A 26430-nucleotide genomic window follows, 5' to 3' on the forward strand; every position below is an offset into this window, starting at 1 on the left:
TCATCGTCAATCGTTTCAAACCCATTTCATAAACCGTAATATATCACACCTGCGGAGCACTTACAAGCAGAAAAATTCAACGCCGCCAAATCCCGCAAACCTCGACAAGGGATCCCTGCAACTCTTGTGGAAATAAACATAAAATGATCAATCAACCAATGGTCAGAGCAGAAAAGAATGGATTGATGAGGTGTTTTGAGATGATCTGTCACTTTCCATGGATTCCTTTAGCCGACACCGGCTTCCTGCTGCCGACGACGGATCTGATTTTACAAATTCAAAATCACCTGGCTGCCGATGGCTTGGGTCATCCGCAACCGGGAACTCCCCGTTTCATTTTCACCCTGGCGCAATTGACCACCCGTCTGCTGCAGGATGCCAGGCAAACCGAGCGGCTGCTCTTACCGCGCGAGCAGGAGCTGATCCTGCTTGATTTGCTGAAAGCACTGCGCAGTCAAAATCAACTGCGCTCTTTTCGCTTTGGTGATCAGCAAAAGGGGCTTGCCCAGTCCTTGCTGCGCAGCATCACCACCTGTAAGGAAAACGGCATAGACTGCCGACAGCTGACACTTGCGGCAGCCGCTGTAAATTCCGCGCGCTTAACCGATCTGGCGACGGTCTATACCGCTTATGAAAATAGAAAAAAAGACATCGGCTGTATCGATGCTGCCGACCAGCCTCTTTTGCTGCTCAATTTGCTGCAGAATGGCGAAATACCAGCTTTATTTCACAATTTACAGGCTTTAGAGGGCAGTTACCTCTATCATCTCAACCAGGCAGAACAAGCGCTTCTGCAGAAGCTGCAGGAGCTGGCAGCCAACAGCGCCGTCGATTGCAGCGAGCCACCCGCCTTAGCCGGATGGGAACAGCCGCCATGCCTGCATTTCTTGGCGGCGCCGGATCTGCGCCGGGAAACCAGAGAGATAGTCCGCCGTGTCAAACAATCTCTGACCGGGGGTATCGCTCCGCAGGAGTGGTGTTTGGCAGTGCGCGATGAAACGATTTATTTCCCTTTGCTGATGGAAGCGCTGCAGGATGCTGCGGTGCCCTTTAGCTGTGTTGCCCGGGAAGCGATCGGCCGTCAGCCTTTCTGTCAGGCCATGCTGACGCTGTTGGATACCGCCTCGTCTTTGCGTCAATTCAATCTGGCGCTTCTGTTGCGGCAGCCGCTGCTCAACCCCAAAGCCGATTTGGCGCAGAGCTTAGCCGGTCTTTGGCGTGCCGAAGGGCTTTCCGGTGATTGGGACGCCTGGTTCGCGCGGCTGGCAGCCGCCGAGCGCCGCAACAGCCGCCTGGCTGCCCTGCAAAAAAGCAAGGAAGAGGATGCGCTCAATTTTCTGATTCTGCCGCCGGATTTTTTTGCGGAGGGGCGCCAATATTTAGAGCAATGGCAGCAGGATTTGGCACAGCTGCCCTCTGCTGCCACACCGGAGCAATTCCGCACGGCAATTCTGCACCTGATGCAATGCCGGCAGATTGATCAAAACCTGCGGCGCTTGGCAAAGATCAATCTGTCGGAAGCGGATTTTCTGCTGCAGGAAAAACGGCAGCGGGCTGCCTGGCAGGGTTTTTTGCAGGCCATGGAGCAGCTTTCCGCAACCGCGCCGCTGCTGCTCGAAAATGGCAGCTGGACTTTAACCGAATATCTCAGCGAGCTGAAAACCATCTTAAAAGGAATTCAGCTGACGATACCGTTCGGCCATCCGGCCGGCGTGCGTTTGGGCAGCCCTTCCTCCCTGAGAGGGCAGCATTTTTACGGAGTGGCTCTGCTCGGTCTCAATGACGCCGTCTTCCCCCGCTACCCGGTTGCCGATTGGATTCTGGAGGAGGAAAGCAAACGAGAACTGAGATCCTGCGGTTTTGTGATACCGGAAATCAGCAGCCTGATCGCCAAAGAAGAAGCCTTATTCCGCGGCTGTCTGCAGATGGCAGGAGAACAGCTGCTGCTCTCCTACAGCCTGCGTTCCAATAGCGGGGAAGCCTTATCGCCATCGCCTTATTTACTGTATTTACAGCTTGCGTTTCCGGAAGCCTATCGGATTCAAAGCGTACCGGCTTCTCCCTATGAAGTCGCCCTGGCAGATACTGTCTCAATGACAGAAGCAGCACAGGCGGTACGTGCCGGGCAGCCGCGTCAGGCGGAAACAACAGCCGCGCTGCAATGTGATCCCGCTTGGCTCCCGCTCGATTTAATCAATTCTCCTTCCTCCTATCTGCGTTATCAGGACTGTCCTTACGCCTATTTTCTTAATTATCTGCTGCAGCTGCAGCAACCTCAGGCTACTGAGACCGCTTTGTCCGCCCTGGATCGGGGAATTCTGATGCATCGCATCCTGGAGGAACTGACCAAGGCCTGGCAACAGCCGCTTTATACCGCATCCCCTCCCGATTTGGCAGCCTGCCGTCAATTGATTGCGCCGATTGTGGAAAAGCTCTGGCAGAAGCCGGAACTATTGGAAAGCACACCGCTGCTTTGGCAGGCGGAAGGACAACGTTTCCTGCGGCTGATGACCACTTGGCTAACCGAAGAAGCCGCTCTTTTTCAAGAAAAACAAGCCAGACCTTTCTTGCAGGAATGGAAATTCGGTGATGATCCCGCCGCTTTGCTGCGGCTGCCCGGCTGCCGCTACCCGTTGCATGGTAAAATTGACCGGGTTGATTTCCGTCAAAACAGCAGCGGTCAGGCGGAGGTTTTGCTTTATGATTATAAAAGCGGTCGGGCCGAGAATTATCAGATCCTGAAAACGCAGCCGCTGGAAGATGTGCAGCTGCTCTGCTATATGCTGGTCTGGCAGGCACTCAGACCGGAAAAAGCGCTGTCGGCTGCCTATTATTTCCCCGGCAGAGGCAGTGACGGACAACCAAAATTAATTGAGGCTGCCAATCAAGAAAACTGGCAGACCTTACAGGCGGACACGCTCGCTCTCTTGGCGGAGATTGACCGGCAGATCAGTTCCGGCAATTTCACGGCAAAACCCAGAAAAAAAGAAACCTGCGGCAATTGCAGCTACCTGGCCATCTGCCGAAGGGAGGCGATCTGATGAGCGTTTTATCGGAAGATCAGCAGTACGCCGCCGAACAGGTGGCGCAGTCGCTTGTGCTCACCGCCGGCGCCGGCGCCGGCAAAACACGGGTGTTGGTCGACCGCTACCTTAATCTTCTGCAAGCCGGTTTGGCCATCGATCAGATCGTTGCCATTACTTTTACCCGTAAGGCTGCGGCAGAAATGCGGGAACGGGTTGGTCAGGAGCTGCGCCGCAGCCTGACGGAGACAAGCGACCCCGCCGTAAAGCAGCAGCTTTCGCGATGGCTGCTGCTGCTGCCCACTGCCAATATCACCACCATCCATGGTTTTTGCAGCGGCCTGCTGCGCGCCAATCCCCTGGAAGCCGGTCTGGACCCCAATTTCAGTGTGATGGAAGAATGGCAGAGCAGCCGCCTGCTGCAGGAAGCCATGCGCAGCGCTTGTGAGCAGATACTGCAAAGCAAAGATTCCGGGCTGGAATTGCTGCTCTTAGAGCATTCTCCTTATCAGCTGATACCAAAGCTTTGCAGCTTTTATCAACAGTTGCGCAATAAGGGAGTCACTTTGCAGCAATTGGCGCAAGTCTCTGCGGCAGCGCCGGCGGATCGGCAGGTAATTTTAGCGGATCTCGCAGCCGCCATCCGTCTGCTTCGCGCCGCTCAGCCTAGATTTGATCAGCGCGGTACCGCCGTTTTAAAATCGTGGACCAAATTGCTGGAGCGCCTGGAGGACTTTAGGCAGATCGACTTTGCCGCAGCCGGCTTTGAGGAAATCGCTGCTTTGCTGCAGGACAGCATTGATCTCTGTAATGACTTGACGATCACCGGCAAAGCCAAACCCAGCAAGAACCTGCTGCTCAGTGACGAACTGATCCGGCAAAGCAAGCTGAGCGTCAGCCTCAATCAGCTTTACGAAAGCTGGCTGCAGCCATATTACAACTCCCTGCTCCAACTCTTTCAAACGGCGGAGCAGCTCTTCAGCCAGGCCAAAAGCAAGGCGGTAGCTTTGGATTTCGCTGATTTGGAAGCAAAATCGCTGCAGTTGCTGCAGGAAAATCCGCAGATTCTTACCCGCCTGCAGCAGCGGTATCAGGCTTTTTTAATTGATGAATTTCAGGATACCAATTATGGCCAGTATGCTTTCCTGTCCCTGCTGAACAACAGCAGCCTGGCACGCAGTCTCTTCATTGCCGGCGATGCACAGCAATCTATCTATGGCTTCCGCGGCGCGGTTGTGGAGCTGTTTTCCCGCCTTTCCGGCGAAATCGCCGTCGCTTTGCAGCCGTCTCGGCTGCCCGGCCGCAAACATTTGCGCAGCAATTACCGCAGCGGTGAAAAGATCATCGCCCTGATCAATGCCTTCTTTACGCCTTTGATGCCGGATTATGAAGCGATGATCGCTGCCCGTCAGCTGCCGTCAGAAACTGTTCAATTGGAACTGCTGCTGTCCTCCGGCGGCAGCGCCGAAGAATTCCGCCGCCTGGAAGCCGAAACCCTGGCAGACCGGCTGCAGCAGATGGTAGCGGCAAAGGAACAGCTGGTCTGGCAGCGCGAGAGCGATGGTACGGAAGCCGCCCGGGCGGTCACTTACGCGGATATCGCCTTGCTTTTTCGCAGCCGCAGCTCAATGACTTATTATGAAGCCGCCTTACGGCGCCGCAATCTCCCCTATCTGGTCCTGGGCAGCCGCTCTTTCTATCAAAGACGCGAAATCGAAGATATCCTTCTTTGTTTAACCGCCATCGCGCATCCGGATGATGAATTTACGCTTTGGGGTTGGCTGAATGTTCCCGTCAACAATCTGCCTGTCAATGCGCTGGCGGAGCATGTACTGCAATGCCGCAGGCGGCAGCAAAGCTGGCTGCAAAGCATTTGGTTCGGTAACCCCCAGTTTGCTGACGACTGGCAAGTAGCCTGGCGCCGCCTGACGAACTGGCGTTACCTGCAAGGCCATGTTGATCCGGCCGCCCTTTTGCAGCGCATCCACCGTGATCTGCAATGGGAAACGTATTTTGCCGGCTTGCCGGACGGCGAGCAAGCAATGACCAATCTTTGGAAATTTGAGAATCTGGTCATTGATGCCAGCGGTTTGGAATTCAACGGTTTGGAGGAATGCCTGCATTATTTCCGTCAGCTGGCAGAAGAAGAAAACGAAGGTGAACTGACCCTCTTTGAAGAGGGGCAAAATGCCATTCGGCTGATGACGATTCATGCCGCCAAGGGCTTGGAATTTCCCGTCCTGGTCCTGCCCGATTTGATTCGCAGACAGGAACTGCCGAACCGCGATCTGCTCTTATGGCATCCCGAGCTTGGTTTGTCTTTCGCCAACGGCAGCCTGCGCAGTCAGACGATCCGAACGCGCTTACTGCAGGAAGACAAAGCAGAATCGCTGCGGGTACTCTATGTGGCCATGACACGGGCCAGAGATTATCTGCTCTTGTGCGGCGGTGAGCTAAAACGGCCGGAGGCTTCCAGCTGGTGGCAGCTGCTGAGCGACTGGCTGGGACGCGAACCGCTACGCGCTGCCGCCTGCAGTGACGCGGACAGCCTGACGCTAGGGGAGCATGCTTTTCGTATCACCAGAGCGGCGCTGCCAAAAGAAGGTGTGTCAGCCGAATCTCAGCAAACCCTCGCTGCTGCCGCTGTGCCGGATGAACCTGCTGAACCTGCGGCAGGGCAGATGATTTTCCCGGTTACAACCGCTTTCACTCCAAGCGCGATGCAGCGTGAGATTGCCCTTGTGCCGCGCCCGTTGCTGAAGTTTTCCGCCACCACCCTGCTAGTCTACCGGCGCTGTCCCCGCAGCTATTATTTGCGTTATCGTTTGTGGCTGAAAGAAGCGCAGCCGGGGTTTGCCGGGACCGATCCCGATTTTTGGCAGATTGGCGGGCTCGATCGCAGAGAAGAAGAAGGTTACGATTCTGCCGATGTGGAATCCAATCAGCAGAAGCTGCCCGATGATCCGCTGCGTTTCGGTTCTCTGATTCATCGCCTCTGTGAATTGCTGACTCCGGAAACCGACCTGCAGCAGCTGTTGAACCAGGTCTTCGCTGAACCCGACTTTATTTTGCAAAGCAGCCGGCGCGAATCGGCGCAAACCCTGCTGCGGCAGCTGCAAAATCAGCCCAGCTATCGGGAAATCTTCCGTCAGCCACAGGCAACCCGCTTACGGGAGTGGCCGTTCACGGTTCTAGTGGCACCCGGTTTTCTGCTGCAGGGTGTCGTCGATTTCCTGGCGGAACAGGAAGACGGCAGTTGGCTGTTGCTCGATTATAAAACCAATCGCATCGGGGCGGCGCAAGCAGAGTCCGTTGCGGAAGGCTATGCTCTGCAGCTGCAGCTCTATTGTCTGGCGGTGGAAAAACTGACCGGCAAACCGGTTTCTCGCGCGCAGCTGGTCTTTGTGCAGCCGGGAATCTGGTGGGACGTTCCTTGCGATGCGGTCACGCTGACCAAAGCAAGACAAGAAGCGATTGCTTTGGCTGCCGCCATTGAGCGCAGTCTGGATGCGGCTGATTTTAAAAAATGCAGCCGGGAAAACTGTTATCATTGCGAATATACTTCGCTTTGCCATGACAAAAGTGAATGAAAGGAGCAACTCACGATGAAAATTACTTATTTATACAACAGCGGTTTTGCCCTGCAATGGCCGGATCACCTGGTTATCATTGATTATTGCAAAGATACGCCGGGCAAAGGTCTCTCCGACGGCGTGATCCGCCCCGCAGATTTACAAGGGTTTAAATATGTGACGGTGCTGGCCAGTCACGGCCATGCCGATCATTTTAACCCCTGCATTCTGGAATGGGCGAAAGAACGCAGGATCCACTATGTGTTTGGCTATGATATCGCGCAAAAAAACCTGAAAGCGGAAGCAACTTATCTGCGGCCGGGTCAATCGGTCAGCATCGGCGATTTGGATCTCACCGCATATGGCAGCACCGACGAAGGAGTCTCCTTTCATCTGCGCAAAAAGGATTTTTCCATTTTCCACGCCGGTGATTTAAACAACTGGCATTGGCAGGAAGAATCGACCCCGCAGGAAATCGCCGAAGCAGACGCCTGGTTCAAACGGGAACTGGATGTGATTCGCCTGCACACCCTGCCGCTGGACATCGCTTTCTTTCCCATCGATCCCAGGATGAAAACCGATATTTATCGCGGCGCTCTGCAATTTGCGGAAGCGACGCATACCACCCGCCTGATTCCGATGCACTTTGGCAATCAGTTGCCCTTGACCAGGAAATTTCTCAATGCCATTTCCCCTTACAGCTGGCTGACTTGTATCACCAATCCGGGTGATACCATCGAAGTGAAATAGCGAAAAACCACGAGGAGGAGAAGAAAAATGCAATTCAAATTAAGCCACAGCAACATCAACGTGACCGACATGCAGCGCAGTTTGGACTTCTATGAAAAAGCGCTGGGGTTAAAAATTCTACGGGACAGCAGCGCCAAAGACGGACGTTACCGCATCTGCCACCTCACCGACGGCTCCGGTATTTACAGTTTTGAAATCACCTGGCTGCGGGATAAGCAGGGGCCTTATGAACTGGGTGATAATGAATCCCACATCGCCTTTATCGTGGACGATTTTGCCGCCGCCCATCAACTGCACCAGGAGATGGGTATCATCTGCTATGAAAATCCGGGTATGGGCATCTATTTTATCGAAGATCCGGATGGTTACTGGCTGGAGATTTTGCCGGCCAAACGCTGATCTCTGCCTCTGCTCAGCCATATTTTGCTGATTTGGCAAGCCGGTGCTTTTCTGCTACTGTTTCATCAATCAATGAAATGGCCGAAGAAAAAGCATCGGCTTATTTTTTACCGCTTGACAGCCTATCCTAACATATGTTATTATTAACCTATGTTAAAGAAAGAAGGTGCTATTTTGATTCAAACTGCAATTTTAGGTTTGCTGAATAAAAAAGCCATGTCGGGTTATGATTTAAAAAAAGCCATGCAGGATTCATTGATTATGTATTGGTCCGGCAATAATAATCAGATTTATAAAGTCTTATTGGAATTGAAAAATCAGGGTCTCGTCAGCTGCCAGACCGAACATCAGGAGAGCGCTCCCTCCAAAAAAGTCTACACCATCACCGCTCAGGGCCGCATCACCCTGCAGGAACAACTCTGCAGCCTGCCGATTGAGCTGCCGGAATTTAAAAAGCCGTTTCTGATTCAATTTGCCAACGCCGACGTGCTGAGCAAAAGACAGTGGCAGGAACTGATGCTGAATTATCAAACCGAGCTGCGCAATCAGTTGCTCTTACAAAAACGAAAACAGCAGCAGGAATTGGAACAGACAAACTGCTCCGCAGAGGAGCATTGGCTTGCTGCCATGCTTTATGAAAATATTATTGGCTTTTATCAGACAGAATTGAACTGGACTGAGCGAGTCCTCTGGGGACAGTCAAATTTACGACAGGAGGAATGAACAAGATGAATTTGGAAAATATCAAAATTTTACGGCAGGAAACCGGCGCCGGTGTGCTGGACTGCCGGCAAGCGCTGCATACAGCCAATGATGACCTGAAAATCGCCATGTCGATTTTAATTGAAAAAGGATTCCATTTAGCGCAAAAAAAGGAGAATCGCATAGCGGCAGACGGCATTGCTTTTGCCGGTGTCTATGGCCCACGCGCTGTCTTGCTGGAAGTCAGCTCGGAATCCGATTTTGTAGCCGGCAACGCCTTATTTATTGCCAATGCCGAGCAGATCGCGCGGGCAATTGCGAAATATCGCCCAGCCGACCCGGAACAGCTGCTGCAGTGCCCCAGCGATGACCCGGACCTGACAGTGCGTCAGCTGATGCAGAAAATGGTCCTGATGTTTAATGAAAAAATCGTCATCCGCCGTTTTCAGATACTGAACGGTGACTTTCCGATTGCCTTTATGCATCAGAACGGTAAATACGGTGTTATTCTCAATCTAAGCGTTGACCACCCCATCGAGGCGTCGGCTCTTCAATTGATTGGCAAGGAAATTGCCATGCAAATCGCCGCGATGCAGCCCAAGTATCTGACCCGCGAGCAGATCCCACCGGCAGCTTTGGCGGCAGTCCAAGCGCAACTGCAGACAGAGCTGGAATTGGAACAAGCCATGCATAAAAAACCGCCTGCTGTCCTGGCAAAAATCCTGCAGGGGCGCCTGGAGAAATTCTACCGGGAGAACTGCTTATTGGAACAGCAAACCATCAGAGATGACAGCATTACAGTCGCTCAGTATCTGGCGGCAGCCGGCAATGCGCTGCATAGTAGGATCCAAGTCACCGAGTTTTACCGCTATCAAAAAGCGGAAGAACCCGGCAGCTGATAGATTTTTGCTTTGCTTGCCTTTATAGTAAAGGCTCCATCACAATTGGGTAACCGGCTTCCGGAACCAACCGGATGCAGGCATCCACATCCGGGGTCGCTAAGGCAAAATGCCGAATACTGCCTGAGGTGCTGCCTCCTTGCAGTTTGCAGTGATTTCTATCTTACGATTACCGGTTGACAGCATCATACCGCAGTTATTGTCGTTTCGCCAGGATCTGATTTCCCGCAAGCTAAGCAGACGCGCAAAAAAATCAACTGTCTGCCGGTATTCAGCCTCACCCAGGGTTTTTATGGCGATGTGATGCGTTCCGCTGACTTATTTACTTTTCATATTGATCTCCTCCTTGATCGGTTATTGAAAAAGGCGTACTGGTAAATTCATACCAATACGCCTTTTGATTTTGCTTTCCGAAGAGACATTCCTCCTCGAAGACAGATATTTTGTTTTGCCTATTTCATCAGATAAGTATCGAACCAACGCATAATCTGACGTAAGCGGTCCTGGCGGTTCATCGGTTTACCGCTGCGGGAAAGCTCATGGTTTTCACCGGCAAAACGGACAAATTCGCACTTATTGCCCAAACGCATCAAAGCGACATAGAACTGTTCGGCTTGTTCCATGGGGCAGCGATAATCTTCTTCGGACTGCATAAACAAGACAGGGGTTCTGACATTGGGAGCATAGCGGATCGGACTGCGTGACATGATAAATTCCTCGCCGCCTTTATCCCAAAGATCAACACCGCCCATACCGGACTTGTTGCCGACCCAGCCAATATCGGACACGCCATATTTCGTGTACATATTGGAAATGGAACGCAGAGAAACCGCTGCTTTGAAACGGTTGGTCTGGGTGATCATCCAGTTGGTCATATAACCGCCGTAAGAACCGCCAATCACACCGCAGCGACTGGCATCAAGCCAAGTATTGTCTTTCAGGGCCTGGTCGGTGATATTCATTAAGTCGGCATAGTCACCGCCGCCCCAGTCACCGATCACACCCAGCGCATGTTTCTCGCCATAGGTAGCAGACCCGCGCGGATTGCTGATTAAAACAGCATAACCGTTGGCCGCCAGTAATTGATATTCAAAGAAATAGGCATAGCCGGAAGCGCCGTAAGGGCCGCCGTGAATATTCAGAACCAAGGGGTATTTCTGCTCGGGGTCATAATTGATCGGTTTCAGCAGCCAGCCATGAACTTCGACCTGATCGCGGCTGATCGTTGAAATCGGTTCCATCCCGGCGACATAAACTTCATTCAGCAAAGCCTGATTGAGTTCGGTCAGGCGAATACCTTCTGTCATTTCCGGTGCTTTATAATAGATATTGCTGGCACAAACCGAGCCGTCCAGAACATAGGCGACCGGCATATTGCCGTCTTTCGTTAAAGCCGGTGCCGCGCTGAAACTGGTGATCGCATGTTTTCCGGTTGTGACCATCGTCTGGCTGCCGTCGTTTAAATCGAAACGATAAAGATTGGTTTCACCATGAACCGTGATCAGGGCATAAAGAGCGGAGCTGTCGCCAACCCAGGCATAAGTACCGTTGCCGCCATCGGCTCTGGCATCGCCGCCGCAGTTGTTGCCAACCGTATAGTCAAACGGTTCCGTCAGATTTTTTGCTGCGCCGCCTTCAACGGGACGGACCAGAATGCTGGTATTGACACCGTTTTTACCCTGGCCTTTTTCATGACCAAGGTAAGCAATCCATTTGCCGTCCGGAGAGAAGAGCGGATCATGGGCGGTGCCTTCGCTGTTGCTGACCGCTTTGATCTCGCCGCTGGCGATGTCTACGGTCCAGACGTTGTTGATTTCATTGATCTCATCGTCTTCCAAACGGGAGCTGACAAAAGCCAGTTTTTTGCCGTCCGGGCTCCAGGCAGGAGACGCTTCGCTGAATTTGCCGTCGGTGATTTGTTTATATTCACCGGTTTTCAGATTCATCACAAAGAGATGTTTGTTGCGGGGATCGAGAAAACCCATGCCATTGAATTTGTAACGCAGCTTGGTGATCACGCGCATATCTTTGTTTTTTTGTTCCGGTTTGGTGCCGGGAACAAAAGAGGAGAAGGCAACTTCGTTGCCATTGGAAGGATTCCAAACGAGGCCGCCTAACCCTTCTTCCCAGGTGGTCACTTGTTTGGCTTCACCGCCATCCAGAGCGATGATCCAAAGCTGGTTCTTGCCGCTGCGATTGGACATAAAATAAATGCCTTTGCCGCAGGCAGTCCAGCGGGGAGCGGTATCGCGGATCAATTTATCGCTGCTCTGCGGATAGGTGAATTGATGCGGCGCACTCCAGCCTTCGTCTGTTTTGTCGAGCAGCCAGAGGGTACTCTTGTAGCCATTCTTTTCGAGATCCATGACCGTGTGCACATAAACGATATGCTGACCATCCGGGCTGAGTTGGCAGTCACCGGGAAACTTCATCCCCATAAAATCGTCTATGGTAATGGGACGTTTGTTCATCTGAATCGACTCCCTTCAAGATTTGGGTATCCATTTACCCTTCTGTTTGATCTTTCGCCGGATCAGACCGAATTTCCTTTCGCTAACCGAAAAAGCTTAGGTCGCTTCTTGCGATTTATGCTTTATCAGCAAGCTCTCCCTGCAGCAAGTGTTGACCGGCTGCAGGGAGAGGCTTGAAAAAGAACCATTCACAAAAGGGTAACTGCAAGCCGCACGATAACGCGGCGAGGCAATGGCAACCGCCTGGCAGGCAGATAATCTTATTGCTAGACCGGAGGGCCAACCAAGGTCCCCTGCTGCTTCTGAATATTGATTGTGTTTGTTGCAGAAATCAGGGCATTGGCTGCATTTTCTACTTCTGTCTGTGTGGCATTGTCGTTAGTGATCACAGCCATCGCTTCATCAAAAATATCCTGATAAGCTTCATAAGCAGAGAAGCTTACCCAAAAGGAGGAGTCTGGAACATCCGTTCCGTTTTCGCTGGGTCGCAGCGACGACAGTACTGAATCAGCTGCCCGCAGCGCATTGTCTAAAGCTGACTTATCAACTCTGCCATCCAAATCCGGATCATGGGTGATGGTATGACCGTCTGTCACTGTCAAATTGGCTGCATTGACATTTCTGATGATAGTCACATCGGAATCGACTACGCCGCTGACGAGAAAATCACTAAGGCAGCGTTCGTTGTCACCACCGATAATCACTAAATAAGGTACCGCAACACCTGGTGTTTCGAAAACCAGGCTGACGTCGGCCGGACAATACCACATTTCATAGCGTTGGAAGGCAGCGACAGCAGGGACTGTCAGCGTTTGGACATTGCCAAAAATGGCGAAAGCCACGAACCGGTCTGCTGTCGCACACTCACTATGCTCTCCCGTGTAATCCTTAGGATGATCCACACCGCAATTCCAATAGATGTTGCTGCCAAAATGGTAATCCACCTCATTGCCTGTCGGGGGAATGCTCTGCACTTTCACCAAATTCAAAGTATACCAATCACCGACACAGTAATTTTCAATCATGCAGTTGACTGCGGAAGTCACCGTTGTGCCGTTACATAAACTATAGAGTGTAATTGATTTATCGCCATCCAGAGGATTGAGCGAAGTTCCTGCCTGCAGGCTGATACCACCGGGAACGTAAGCGCCGCGCAGATCCACGTCAAAACTGATGGTATTCAAAATCAGGGTCAGACCGGCGGAGAAAGAGCAGTTGTTGAAGGTAAGGTTGCCACCCCAACTATAATCTGCCGTAGGATCAAACGGCGTGCTACAAGTAACCGTGACCGGCATGGTGAAGTTCTTATTGTTGATCACCTGGTCAAAATCGGGAGAGACCACAAAACTGTTGATCCCGGATTCAACTTGGGAGTACGGTTCAAGTGCGCTGACAAAATTTCTCAGGTATTCGCGCATTAATCCATCAGGAACTCCATTATTTGGCGCAAATACAGTCCCCTCATAATCCGTGATGACACCTGTTTCAACCATTTTAATCACAGCAGCGTAATAAGGCTCCGTTCCCACTAGATCGCTGAAATTCGGCACTGTAAAGTTGCCAGTTAAGTGATGTGCCAGCTTTGCATCAAGCTGATCCAGGATAGCCGCAATTTCCGCCCGCGTCAGCATGTTATAGGGTTTGATTTCATTCGCTGTTCCGCTGATCAAGCCGTGCTTTAAAAGGAACGCCATTGCTGCTTGCTTATCGGCTGACATTGCTGTCCAATCGGCGCTGTAACTCAGACTGTAGCTAGCGATTTCTTCCTGGGTAGGAGCTGCCAGACCATAACCATCTTGGAATGCCGCATAAATCTGGCTCGCCACATCAACGCGGTTGACCGCAGGAGGCAGATAATTCAGCCAGGCATAGACAACCGTGATCACCTGATTGTTCTTTGTCCAGGTCACCGTCAGGCGGACATTATAAGGGTTCGTAATCGGTGTCGAGACACTGGGATTCAGGTGAGTCTTGTCTGCAAAATACTCTGGCGTGACCGTGAGCGGCTGCCAATAGCCATCGGGATGGTTCTCATCATAGAGGATCTGCTCCACCGTATAAGCATATTCCGTAGCGTTGGCTGTGCCAATATAGACGCCGTAATCACCGGCATTACCAAAGACATGCGGTGCATCGATGGCAAAACCCGTCTCTGTCTCTGTTTGGTTGATCACAAAGTATTGATCCGGCTGCTCTACAATGATTCTGGCACCGTTCCCAGCGTTGATACCGATGGTTACATTACCGTAATTGACAATGGTAACTTCCTTTGCGCCGATTGTGGTCAGACTATCGCCCGCCCAGGAAGCGCTGAGCAAGACAGAACCCGTCACATTGACAGCAGAGATATCATAGTTACCGATCACCACCAGATCCCCTGTCACAGTTCCGCTGACTGCACAATTGGCTGTTGTGCTGCTGGTTAGGAAAAGGTAACCGATCGCCGGTTCGATGCTTCCCAAAGACAAGGACGCGCACGTGCAATCCTTTGTCATTTCATAGCGATAAATACCGTTCGTTCCGCTTTGCGTGGCAACAACCTCTGCAGAACCGGTTTTACCCCAGAGCAGCATTGACAGATAATGCTTGGCCAATTCGGATCTTGGATTGTTGCGGTCCTTCACACAATTGGTATGGTCGCCGATATAGTTTTCGGCATGATCCCCGTTGCACTCCCACATTATCTGGGCGCCAAAAGGATCATTCGCCGGGGCAGTAGCAGCCTTCGTTATTTTCACCCCATTCAGCGTGAAATAGGTGTTGGCTGTCTTGCAGGCTGCATTGACATTCACAGTGGAATTGACGGTCATACCATTCTCAATGCCATTGATATCAATCCGCAGCGGTGAATTAAGCTGAACCGGTGCAGGTTTAATGCTTTCATCCAACACAGCGTTGACTGTTTGACTCAAAATCGTGACTCCATCCAAATTGACTGCAAAGCTGCGATCACCCAATTTCAGCGTCAAACCACTGTTAAAGTGACAATCGGTGAAGCGAATTTCTCCGCCCCAGTCCCCGCTTTGCCCCGGTTCACAAGTGACGATGACCGGGTTGCTAAAGGTTTTGCTCTGCACCGTTTGGGATTGATTTTTAGATACTATAAAACTCGCCTGGCTTGAGGGAATCGGACCGATGATTGACTGTAATGAAGTAATGAGGCGCGCCAGATCGTCGGCTGAAATTTCTCCCGCGGGGTTGAAATGGCCGTCGCCACCGCCGATTAAACCGGCCTTGGTCAAGGTCATCACCGCGGTATAGAAGGGATCAGTAGAAATCACATCATAGAAAGAAATCCCTGGCTCAACATTCTGCGGCCATCCATTTTTTAAAACCTCAACTATTCTCAGCTGTTCGCCTAAATTGTAAACCAGAATCGCCGCATCGCTTCGGTTGAGGCTGCGGTAAGGATCCACAAAGTGTTTATTCGCATCCTCCCCACTGCCTGCTGTTGCTGTGATGATCTGATAGCAGAGCAGAAAAGCCATGGCGGCCTGAGCATCTGCATCCGCTTCCATCAGACACCAATCGGCATATGCTGCATAAGCTGTCAGCTCGTCGCTGTTGGGTTCCGCCAAACGATAATCCTGCCGGAATGCCTGATGGATCAGTTTCGCTGCTCCGCTGAGCGTCACCGGGGCTTGTTTATACTCTAATTGCCACCAAATCACCGAGATGGTGCCGGCAGAAGTCGTCCGTTCAATCGTCAATTCCACTTGATAGGGATTTCTGATCTGACTGGTTGGCAGCAAATACGTACTGAGACCATCCGATGCTGTTGCTTGCGTAAAGGTGATTTCTTCCGGAAGAGGTTGCATCGAACTATCATCAAAATAGTATTGCCATAATTCGAAGCGATACTCGGCCGAAGTATATAATCTGTCGAGGTTAATGCCATATCCGATCTCGGTGTCAAAGACTACCGGCCTACCAAGCAGGAAACCACCATCCGGATCTGAGGCGTTGATGCTGACTGTCTGGTTCGGCTGCTCCAGATTGACGATTGCACCCAGCAATGCGGTAAGCGCAACCGGTATGTTATTGTAGCCGATGATCGTGACCATTTGGCTGCCGATGGCTACCGCGGTATTTTCCTGCCAGGCTCCGATCAGGATCGGACCGTTGGGATGCTGCAGCGCTGTGATATCCACTTTGCCGCAAACCACCGTCTCCGCCGTCAGAATAGTGCCGCTCACTGTCAATAATCTGCTGGAATTTCCATTCAAATTAAAGAAGGTTTTCGAAGGCTGCAGAGTGCCTAAGGACAAGGTCACATCCTGAGATTGCTCCGATACCCTAAAACTGCAAATATCCGTCAGGGTAGGAGGTGTCCCTGCCTGGAGCACTGAGACACTCTTGACTTTGCCGTTGATGGCAAAAGCAAGATAATGATCCGCTGGTTCGGTCTCGGCAGGGGAACTTCCTGGATTTTTGATACACTCCTCATGATTCCCGAAATAACCCGGTTCATGATAACCATTGCACTCCCAGTTGAGGTTGGCGCCAAACCACTCCGATTCACCGATTTGGTCGGCCCCGAACACCTTGAATCCATTGAGCGTAATGCTGCCGCCGGCCAAATTGGAAGCAATGCCAGTTGTCACGCTGGACTCCACTGCGATCGACTCTGGCAAACCATTGATTTGGAGATTGACTCTGCCATTGAATTGGTAAGCCGCATTCGAAGCTGCTGCGTCTACTTTGATGAGGTTATCTTTGACACTTGTCGTGCCGGCGAAATTGAGATTGTAGCGCACTTCACCTAAATATGCCTGTAAGCCGCCATTGAATTGGCAGTTGACAAAGGTAATCTGACCACCACCGGCATCGCTCTCCCAATCAGCGGAGGTAATGACCACCGGAGTACCCGAACTGAAGATCTTATTCGTAACTGTTTGTTCTTGATCCGGTCTGACGATAAATGATGTTTGCGTGGAAGTCGCCGGACCCAAGGCATTGACAAACCGGATGATTAATTCATTCGTTTGATTGGACAGCATTCTTTCATCGGGATAGAAATTGCCTTGATTGTCCCCGCTGACAACGCCGGCTCTGGCTAAGGTCATGATCGCCATATCGTTTAACGCTTGCCCATCTGTCACATCGTGGAAACTGATATTGACCGATTGATCTAAGCTGCTTAATCGATTCAACGCGATGATCGACTGATAGAGAATCACGGCTGTTTCGGAACGTGTCAGATCATTATACGGCAGCAGATTTGTGCCTGCGGCTGGGTTGAGAATGACGTTCTTCAGCAGGAAGGCCAATGCTTCCGAGCCTTCCCCGTCATTCGCCAATTGCGCACGGTCCTCGAAACCACTCAAGAGCGTTTCTACTTCAGATGGGATAGCAGTTGTATCAACAGAAGCAAGACCATACCCCTCGCTGAGCGCTGTATAAAGCTGCATCGCCAGATCACGGCGGTTGAGCGCCGGCTGTTTATAATACAAATTCGGCCAAACGATGGTGATATCGGTGTTTGCATCCGGCTGCCAGTGCACGGTCAGGCGCACGGCAAACGGATCGGTGATCTGGCTTTCTGGATCCGGAATCAAATGTGTTTTGTTCTCTGCGGGCTGGTAGTCCGTGATATATTTGATGGCCACCGGTAGTTCTCCATTCATCGTGCGCTGCTCCAGCAGATATGTGCAGGTTTGTAAGGGAGCGCCCATCAGATAAACCCCATAATTACCAACATCACCAAAGACATGCGGACCACCGAGACTGAATGTGTTGTTCGCTGTGTAACTCACCGCCACATCCTGCATGGATTGCTCGACAATGACCGTTGCACCGCTCTCCGCTTGAATTAACGTCGGATCAGTGCTCTGTCCGTTGACGGTGACCGTCAGACTGCCAATGGCAATCTGATTGCCGTTATTCCAGGCAGCCAGATAAATTTGGTGGTTTGGATTAAGCAAAGCAGAAAGATCGACCTTACCACTGATCTCGACATCTGCCGATACCTGCCCGCTCAGCGTTAAAGTTTTACCGAATTTCTGATTGCGATTGTTGATCCGCAGACGATCCATGCTGACGGCTACGCCATCGGCAGGGAAGTTCAAGCTGATATCGCTCGAGTTATCCCACATTTCATAATTTCCGAAGACGGCACTTGCACTTACCTCTACTGTCTCTACCGCATCATAGAACGCAAGCGCAGTAAACTGGCTGCCACTGCAGGCACTATGATCACCCTGATACTGTTCCGGATGGAAAGAGTAGCATTCCCATTTCAGATAGGCACCAAAAGATTTCTTCTCACCTAAAACAGCAGAACCTCTGACGGTGATCCCATTGATCACGAAGCTGCCTGCCTCGATACCGCAATTGACTGCGGTAGCAGCATCGGAGCGGATTTCGGTTCCATTTGCCACATTATTCAGATTCACATTCACATTCTGCTGGAATTTGTTGTTTGCATCGCTTCTGCTGACTTGAATCCCGCCTGTAACAACAGATCTGCCCAAATCGATGTCATATCTGACCAAGCCCACCTCGGCAGTCAGTCCAGCAGCAAAGGTGCAGTTGCTGAAGCGAATCGAACCACCATAATCGTCGTTCGGATTGACTGGTGTACCGCAGGTAATGTTGACTGTATTGGTGAACTTTTTGTTTTCTATCACCTGTTCACCATTCCGTAAAACAGTAAAACTTTGCTGAGTAGAAGTAATCTGACCCAAAGCCATTACAAAACGATGCACCAGATCGCTCAATTGACTGCCCCAATCATACCAGGTGGCATCCATGGCAGCATTCGGGTTAAAATTGCCGCCCGTGTCGCCTTGGATCACACCGGCTTTGGCCAGCCTCAGCACAGCTTGGTAGTACTCCTCTGTACCGTTCAAATCATTGAAGACAGGATTCGGAACTATCGTTTGATCCAAGCCGGTGATCGTTTGCTTCCCAATCAGGACGGTTTCCAGCTTGATCAGCAGCATCGCAGTCTCCGCGCGGCTGAGAGTCGCAAACGGTTGGATATATTTCTTCAGAACGTCGTCACCCAAACCAGCTACACCTGTGATGATTCCATTCTTCAGTAGGAAGGCTATTGCCATAGTATTTTCAGTTTGGTCGTTAGGGTTGCTGCTCTTAGGGATGCTGCTCCAATCGGCATAAACTCCTGCATATTCATTGATGTCTGTCTGAACCGGCAGGTCCAGACGATACCCCTCTTTCAGCTGCTGATAAATTTGCTGCGCCGCATCGAGCAGGTTGGCATTATGATGATAAGTGATATTGGGTTTGCTGCCATTGATGGCGGAACCGCTCTCGAAAACCGCACGACCATAAACATCCAGGTTGCTGTTGTTGGTCAAGACGGAACCGTTCATAAAGGATAAGCTGCCGTTGACCGTGACTTGAATTGATCCATTATTGATCAGCGTTCCCCAGACGGTAGATTGACTGTTATCAATGGTGTAACCAATACTTTCTGCGATCGTCAGCGTAGTTCCGGCAGAAATTAATAATTGCTTATTTAAAGTATCATTTGCAGTAATTGCAAAATCACCTGCCGTCACAACCTTCTGAACCAAAGCGTCCGTAAGCGCGATCTGAAATTGCGCATAAGTCCCTGCTGAGGCAATGACAGACGACAATCCTGCGGTTAAAGCATTGACCGCACTGAGGCACTCACCACTCGCCGCACTGATCAGGCCATTGGGATTGAGTGTATTCTCTGTTCCCAGTGTGATGACACCGGCATTCGCCAGATGGAGCGCCTTCTGGTAAAGAGGATCACTCGAGTTCAGATCAGTGATTCCTTCAATCGTCACAGTTTCCCGCAAGTGCACACCCACAGCCTCTTCCAGGTCTGTCAGCAGGTAGACGAGATCGGCTCGGTTGATGGCTGCATTGGGTTCCATCCGCTGTTGATTGCCGATTTGACCCCTGCCGTTGATCAGGCGATAGTGATACAAGAAGGCAAAGGCAGATCTCTGTTCCGCTGTCATGTTGATTGTTTCAACAAAATTCGCCATTTCTGCAATTACAGCACTTGAATCCAAAGGCAAGTAACCAAATTTGCCCTGCAGGCTGTTAGCCAGTACCATCGCCAGCGAACCTCTGGTTTCGCTGGCTGTGAAGGTTACCGTAATGGTTTTCTCGTTGCTCGTATGGCCTATACCGTCAGCAATTTGCACGGTGTAACCGCCACTGACTGAATCAGTAATTGTTACACCCCAGAGTGGGTTTCCACCGGCATTGATTATTTGACGGGATACAACCTCTTTCACAAGCTTCATTTTTTCAGCAGCAGTGGCGCCTGCTTTGACTTCCAAACTGAAATCGCTGACAGCCGCCAACACAGCATCCAGACTGTCATTAGCGCACGGAACCGCATCAATCAATACTTTGGCTTCCTGTAGCAAACCAAGGTGCTCTCCATCACCGTTGATTTCTGCAACCGTCACCGCTTCACCGAGTGAACGGGACCAGACGGCGCGAATACTCACTATTTTCAGCAACATGGTGGAGGTATAGTCTGCAACGCCGTATTTTAAGCCTGTTGCTTGATTGACAGGCCAATAGGAACTAATCTCTCCGATGCCGGACTGAATCGCCAGCCTTAATTCGAATTCCTGTTTATCCGCGTTGGTCCTCAGAGAACGGATTGTTCTTTCCGCCGTTTGCCAAGCTCCGGAAATTTGTTCCGGTGTTACTGCTGCATTGATAAACGTCTTCATTGCATTCAGCGTACTATGATAGACTGTCCATTCGGAGCCGCTGTAATTCCCCTCATTCAATTCTGCCGCAGCGATAAAGTTCAGTGCATCCGTGCGATAGTTTTCCAGAGTGGATTTGCCCCCCACCACGACATCCAGATCCACGATCGCTCTTCTGCCAAAGATGAGCTGAACTCTTTGTGGGGTCGCTAAGTTTGAATTGAACCCGATTGCCACAAGGCCGTCCGTCAAATGACCATCGGTCATCATCGGTACGGTTTGTTCTCTCGCTATCCCCTGATAGGCGACAGCCAGAATCCCACCGTTTAGATCCAATGGATTGCCGATCTGGTAGGTCAGTTTCGTCGGGTATTGAACGATTCGGATCTTCTCTACTTCATAGGCATTGACCACATTGATGAGAAATTCTACGCTCTGCTGACTTTCCTGATGCGTTACGCGCAGCGTATAGCTGCTTGCACTATTCAGCAAGGGCATATCGGTTCGGAAATTTTGATTGCCCTTCACTTCTTCATAACGAGTAATGGGTGTGCGGATTACGCTGCTCGTACCCGGCATATAGACCAATTCAACCATCATGCCGCTATAATCCATTGTCTCATTGACTTTATAGGTTGTTTTTCTTGGTAATTCCACAATATTCATACCAACAAAGACCAAATCGTTGCTCGAAGCAGGCGCAGTAGCATCTCCTTCACCAATTCTCATTTGCAGTCCGGAGGAATTATTGCTGTCAAAAACATTACCAATCAGGCTGTTTTGACTGCTGCCGGTCGGCAGCAGCAGCTGACTTGGCAGCGGTGAGTTATTGATCAGGGATCCCAGCTGACCGTTTAGATTATCTGTTCCACCCAAAGTGAGTTGACCGGCACTATTGTTGCCAAATTGCACAAACTGCGCAAAAACTCCCGGTCCAAGATGGATCGGCACAAAGGAACCGGTACCATTCAAAATAGAGATACCACCTAAATTACCGCTGCCGCTGGTCAGGATACCGCCAACACCGGAACCGCTCATGACCGTAAAAGAAGGTCCGCTCGAAGCCGATAAGGCAAGCAGGTTCAGGCTTAGTGACTGCATGGCCGGTTCGCTGGTCTGCATTTCGACGCTGCCAATTTCATTCTCGCCGTTTTCAGACGCCGCCAAAATCGCGGTTGCCTCACCGCCCAGTGTTAGTTTTTTAATCTTACCGCTCAGTGTGGTTATGCCGCTGCCCAACAAGGTTAAATTCGGCGCCGAATCGAGCGCAGCGGCATTGACCTGTGCGCTTTGCAGCCTTCCGGCAATCACAGCATCAGCATTGGTCGTTAACGCAGTAATGCTGGTTCCCGCATCGGCCTGCAAGGCGGCGGTCATTGTGACAGTGCCGATTTCTGTTATTCGCTGCAGCTGCAGCGTCTGGCTGCTGTCGATCAGGTTGATTTTATTCTCTGTATTGAGGTAGAGCGTTTCACCCGTGCTGATGCGCGCTGTACGTAAATCGTCAAATAAAGTTTCCGCCGCAGCAAAAGTGCTGACCTGTTTTCCAAGTGTTGCCGAACCAACCGCCGCTTCGGTCGCTGGAGCGACCGTCAGATTCTGCACTTCGCTCTGATACAAGCCTACCTGCAGCGCCTGCAGATCGCCTGCCTGCGCAGTCAGTTGGCCAACCTTGGTATTGATCAGCTGCAGATTTTGCCCGGCTGTGATATTATTAATCGTATTCTCGCTTTCGGTCAAGCTGACAATCACCGCGCCGGCGCTGCCTAAAACCTCGGCGGATTGAATATGTGCCTGTTCTTCCAGGATCAATTGCAGCGGCTCTGCGCTGACACCTTGCCGATTCAGCACAACTTTTCCTGCCACTGTCGTGCTGCCGGTCAAAGACACCGCTTGGTTCGCTACGGTCAACAAACCGAGCGATTGAGGCGCGATACCGCCCGCGATGGTTAGATTGCCGCTGATGTACATATCAAGCAGCGTGACGGGAGCAGTAAGTGCGCTCTCTAGAATCGTCACGTTGGCATAGCTGCCGTTATAGCTGCCAGCTGTATCAATCGTAAGCAGCATCCCAGAGGTGATCATTTCCTCGGCCGTGAGCAGAGGTTTACAGCCGTTTGTATTATTATCCAAGAGGAATGCCTTGACACAATTGAGAGTACCGCTGGGGAAATCGAGAGTGATCGACCAGCTGCCGTCTGCCGCATCCTGAGTAACGTCTTTTACATCCGTCATTTTTCCGTCGGCAGTATAGGCAGCAACCAGCAGTTGCGCTGAGCCGGCTTCGCTCAGAGTTCCGCTCACTGTGACGCCGCCATTTAAGATATTTGCTTCCGTGATTGCCAGCATTGGTACAGCAGCAAACACTGCCCCTGATAAAGGCAGCGACACCAACAACAGGCAGCTGATCCAGATTGCGACGATAACTTGCTTTGACCACTTCATTTTCCTTACTCCCCTCGTGTCAGGCTGAATCATCAACCAGCCATTCTTCTTAAAAAGTGCTTTTGGTTTTCGCTTTTTGATCAGGTGCGTTTACCAATTATTGTTGTAAATATTTCTCCTGTATTGGCAGGTTTCCTTCTTTTATCAGAAGAATTTTGATCTTTTTAAAATAAAAAGTCCGTGAAAATCACGGACCTAAAACCCTTTATTAGAATTTTTGATACTTCGTTGCACAAAAGCGGTTCTCGGCTTATGAAGCCGACGAAATTCATTTTTTCTCTGAAAGCAAATCGCGATATTGTCTGTAAAATACCTCTGGCCGCAGAAAGAGCGCCTCATTCACCGCGGATGACCCATAGGTTTGATTGATCCGGCGGATCAGGGCACAGCCAACGCGATAAGCATAACGGTGTTGACCAAAAATGAAATCGATCCAGTCCTCATCAGATCGATTGTCACTGTTTTCAAAACTTTCCAACGTTTGCAGGAAAGACAGAATCGATTGCTCTAGTTGTACCGGGTTCTGCAGCACGAGGTAGTCTTTGATGGTAAAGCAACTTTCATCCGGTTCGATTCCTGCCAGCAGACGTGCATTTAGGGAACTATAGGTTGCATATCCTTCATTTTGCACTGCCCAAGCAAGCATTTGCAGCCACTGTGACTTCGTTTTGGCTGCTTTTAAATCCGGCACAGGCTGATACTTCTCATAGGCTGCGTGAAAGCACTCATGCATCATCATATAGAGAAATTCATTTTCATATTTCAGATAACCGGCGTAGTTGAGATTCATGGGAACTTGCCCATGCAGTCCAATGCCAACATCATAACCGATCACAGGATAAACGGTAATCTCCCCGAGATCTTCCGGTGGAAAGAGAACCTGCAGAGCTGCCGCCGTTTGCTTGAGTAAGCTTTCCTGTTGTGATTCCAAACGTTCCAGAGTGGTTTTTATAGCAGGCAGATTTTCCTGTAGGCCCCGCAAACCAAAAAAAGGGGATGGCTCCTGGCGCACTGCCGTCTTGATATCCTCCGGAGTCAATCCGGCCGCAAATTGTCGGTTATGTTCAAAAATCGTTTGATAGCCGGGGTGCCGCAGCAATTCATCCAATTCACATCTCCCTTGCAGCCAATCCAGAAAGAGTTTCGCCCCATCGAAATTCATTTTCATGATCAAGATCCTCCTAGCTTTCTTGCATGAGCAGGGCAAGAATCGCTGCATCCGCCGGGCAAAAATCATATTGCCTTAAATCGCCCAGCCGCACAAAGCGAATCTCATTGTGTTCTTGCTTTTTCGGCTCACCGCTGAGAATATGGGCACGATAAAAAGTCAGATGCACGGTAAAAGCAGGATAGGAATAAGTCGTATCCGTGATTTCTTTTTCAATTGCCAATTCAATCGCTAACTCTTCGTGGCATTCCCGCAGCAGGCATTCGCGCAGCGTTTCTCCCGCTTCCTGTTTGCCGCCCGGAAATTCCCAAAGCAAGGCGCAATTCTTGCCTTCTGGGCGCTGGCAAATCAGAATTTCATTCATTTCATTATAGATCAAAGCGGCAGCGACTTCTAACATGGCTCATTCCTCCAATTTTAAGATTGCTTCCCGCGCCAACTGATCACAGCGGTTATTTTCCGCACTATCTGCATGCCCCTTTACTTTGTGCCAGCTGATTTGATGCCGCTCGGCTTGCTTGAGCAACCGCTGCCATAAGTCTTGATTTTCTACCGGCTGTTTTTTGCTGGTCAGCCAGCCGTTGCGCTGCCAGTTCACCAGCCAGCTCTTTTGGAAGGCATTGACCAGATAGGCGGAATCACTGTAGAGCTCTACTTCACATGGTTCCAGCAGCAATTCCAGCGCCTCAATCGCCGCCATCAGCTCCATACGATTGTTGGTAGTCTCTTTCTCTCCGCCGGAAATTTCTTTCCGTTGGGTATGATAGAGTAATACCGCAGCCCAGCCTCCCGGTCCCGGATTGCCGGAGCAGGCGCCGTCGGTGTAAATAATGCATTGCTTCATCATGGTTCGCCTCGCTTCCTTATCTGCGTTATCTTTTCCGCATCGGAAGGATTTTTACCTTCTTTGGCGAAAATCACAACAGAAAACAAAGAAGGAGTGATTGATGAATGCGTATTTACATTTCTGCTGATATCGAAGGAATTACCGGCGTCGTGCACGGCGATCAATGCAATATCACCGGTGCCGGGGAATATCAAAGAGCGCGTTTACAGATGACCCGCGAAGTCAGCGCTGCCGCTCAAGGTTTTTTTAATGCCGGCGCCAGTGAAGTCATCTGCAATGACAGCCATGGTTCCATGCGGAATATACTCATTGAAGAATTGCATCCGGACGTCCGTCTGATCAGCGGTTCTCCCAAACACCTTTCTATGATGGAAGGCATCAACGATCAATTCGATGCCGTCGCTTTCATCGGCTATCACGCAAAAAATGGCGACCGCGGTGTTTTGAGCCATACCATCTCCGGTGGGACCGTATTCGAAATTCGCATCAACGGCAAACCGGCCAGCGAAGCGGTAATCAATGCTGCGATTGCCGGTGATTTCAACATCCCTGTCATTCTGCTGACCGGTGATCAGACCATCTGCAATGATGTCAAACTGGATTTAGGCAAAATCGAAACGGTCACCGTCAAAGAAGCCATCACCCGCTATTCCGCTTTGAATTTACCGAACGAGGAAGCCTGCCAGCTGATCGAAGCCGCTGCCAAGCGTGCCTACGGACGCATCGGAGAATTGAAACCTTTTATTCCCTCCCGTCCGGTCAATCTGGAACTCGTCTGCCTGAACAGCGGTCTTGCCGATAACGCCTCCCGTTGCCCCGGCTCAGAACGGATTGACGGCCGCACGCTGCGCTGCAGCGGTAAAAACTTCCTGGAAGCCTTCCGTATTCTGCGCACGATGATCGCCTTAGCAAACTAACCAGGATGAGCGAATGGGCTGTGCTTCCGATCGACCGCTCCAACCAACAGTATCTGCTGCGTCCCAACACAGCCTTTGAGATCATCGGACGTTGTATAGCGCTCTTCGATGGTACGGTCTGGAGCCATAAAGAAGTGCTGCTGCCGCAAAAGAGCAGCAAGTGTTTTCCTGATGAAAAGCTGGATCCGGCCGAATTCATTGACAGCACGGATAAAACTGTTTTGTTTTGCTTTACCAAAACAGGCCGCTGTGCCGGCCATCTGCGTCTGCATAAAAATTGGAATCATCTGGTCTATATCGATGATATCGAAGTGGAAGCGGATTTGCGGCGTCAAGGCGTTGGTCGGGCACTGATGGACGCTGCGGTGGCATGGGCCAAAACAGAGCGGCTGCCGGGCATCGTCCTGGAAGCCCAGGATTGCAATTTAGTCGCCTGCCGCTTTTATCTCAAGTACGGCTTTGTCATCGGCGGCGCCGACAGTCTGCTTTATGAAGCAACCGGCGCCCGCGGGGAAAAAGCAATCTTTTTCTATTACTTGTTTTGGTAAAATCAATACGGTTCTGTTTA

At 50.9% G+C, this 26430-nt stretch carries 13 protein-coding genes; 8 read left to right on the forward strand and 5 right to left on the reverse strand.

The features are described 5' to 3' along the window. The first annotated feature begins 200 nt into the window (after positions 1–200). The 6 genes from LLG09_08380 to tsf all read left to right on the forward strand — a co-directional run bounded on the left by LLG09_08380 (position 201) and on the right by tsf (position 9345). Positions 201–3041: a PD-(D/E)XK nuclease family protein gene (locus tag LLG09_08380; protein MCE5197124.1), complete on the forward strand. Its 2841-nt coding sequence runs from the start codon at positions 201–203 to the stop codon at positions 3039–3041. Beyond that, on the forward strand, positions 3041–6613 hold the full coding sequence (locus tag LLG09_08385) for a UvrD-helicase domain-containing protein (protein MCE5197125.1): 3573 nt from the start codon (positions 3041–3043) through the stop codon (positions 6611–6613). The genes LLG09_08380 and LLG09_08385 overlap by 1 nt, the downstream gene beginning before the upstream one ends. Positions 6614–6628: 15 nt before the next feature. Then, the gene (locus LLG09_08390) at positions 6629–7345 is read left to right on the forward strand and encodes an MBL fold metallo-hydrolase (protein ID MCE5197126.1); all 717 of its coding nucleotides are present in this window, start codon (positions 6629–6631) and stop codon (positions 7343–7345) included. A 27-nt stretch (positions 7346–7372) separates the two neighbouring features. Further along, the gene (locus tag LLG09_08395; protein ID MCE5197127.1) at positions 7373–7744 is read left to right on the forward strand and encodes a VOC family protein; all 372 of its coding nucleotides are present in this window, start codon (positions 7373–7375) and stop codon (positions 7742–7744) included. Between the two features lie 174 nt (positions 7745–7918). Beyond that, positions 7919–8467, forward strand: coding sequence for a PadR family transcriptional regulator (locus LLG09_08400; protein MCE5197128.1), 549 nt, complete (start codon positions 7919–7921; stop codon positions 8465–8467). Positions 8468–8472: 5 nt separating this feature from the next. Further along, positions 8473–9345 carry a translation elongation factor Ts gene (gene tsf / locus LLG09_08405; GenBank protein ID MCE5197129.1) on the forward strand — a complete coding sequence of 291 codons (873 nt, stop codon included), beginning with the start codon at positions 8473–8475 and terminating at the stop codon, positions 9343–9345. A gap of 452 nt (positions 9346–9797) precedes the next feature. On the opposite strand, the gene LLG09_08410 is transcribed toward tsf, so the two are convergent. From LLG09_08410 to rnhA, 5 genes are all read right to left on the reverse strand, one after another. Further along, positions 9798–11816 (reverse strand): S9 family peptidase, encoded by a 2019-nt coding sequence (locus LLG09_08410; GenBank protein ID MCE5197130.1) that lies wholly within the window; start codon positions 11814–11816, stop codon positions 9798–9800. 266 nt (positions 11817–12082) lie between these two features. Continuing rightward, a complete protein-coding gene (locus tag LLG09_08415) occupies positions 12083–22930 on the reverse strand; it encodes an S-layer homology domain-containing protein (GenBank protein MCE5197131.1) in 10848 nt (3615 codons plus the stop codon). Between the two features lie 268 nt (positions 22931–23198). Then, entirely contained in the window at positions 23199–24098 is a 900-nt protein-coding gene (locus LLG09_08420) for a hypothetical protein (protein MCE5197132.1), read from the reverse strand. A 13-nt stretch (positions 24099–24111) separates the two neighbouring features. Further along, positions 24112–24498, reverse strand: coding sequence for an 8-oxo-dGTP diphosphatase MutT (mutT, locus tag LLG09_08425; GenBank protein MCE5197133.1), 387 nt, complete (start codon positions 24496–24498; stop codon positions 24112–24114). Between the two features lie 3 nt (positions 24499–24501). Continuing rightward, positions 24502–24942: a ribonuclease HI gene (rnhA, locus tag LLG09_08430; protein ID MCE5197134.1), complete on the reverse strand. Its 441-nt coding sequence runs from the start codon at positions 24940–24942 to the stop codon at positions 24502–24504. Positions 24943–25049: 107 nt separating this feature from the next. Between rnhA and LLG09_08435 the strand changes: the two genes are divergently transcribed. Together LLG09_08435 and LLG09_08440 are read left to right on the forward strand one after the other, a co-directional pair. Continuing rightward, positions 25050–25862, forward strand: a complete 813-nt coding sequence (locus LLG09_08435) for a M55 family metallopeptidase (protein ID MCE5197135.1) — start codon at positions 25050–25052, stop codon at positions 25860–25862. Between the two features lie 5 nt (positions 25863–25867). Further along, on the forward strand, positions 25868–26410 hold the full coding sequence (locus LLG09_08440) for a GNAT family N-acetyltransferase (GenBank protein MCE5197136.1): 543 nt from the start codon (positions 25868–25870) through the stop codon (positions 26408–26410). Positions 26411–26430: the final 20 nt, after the last annotated feature.

This window comes from Negativicutes bacterium, assembly GCA_021372785.1.
Classification (GTDB): Bacteria; Bacillota; JAAYKD01; order JAAYKD01; family JAAYKD01; genus JAJFTT01.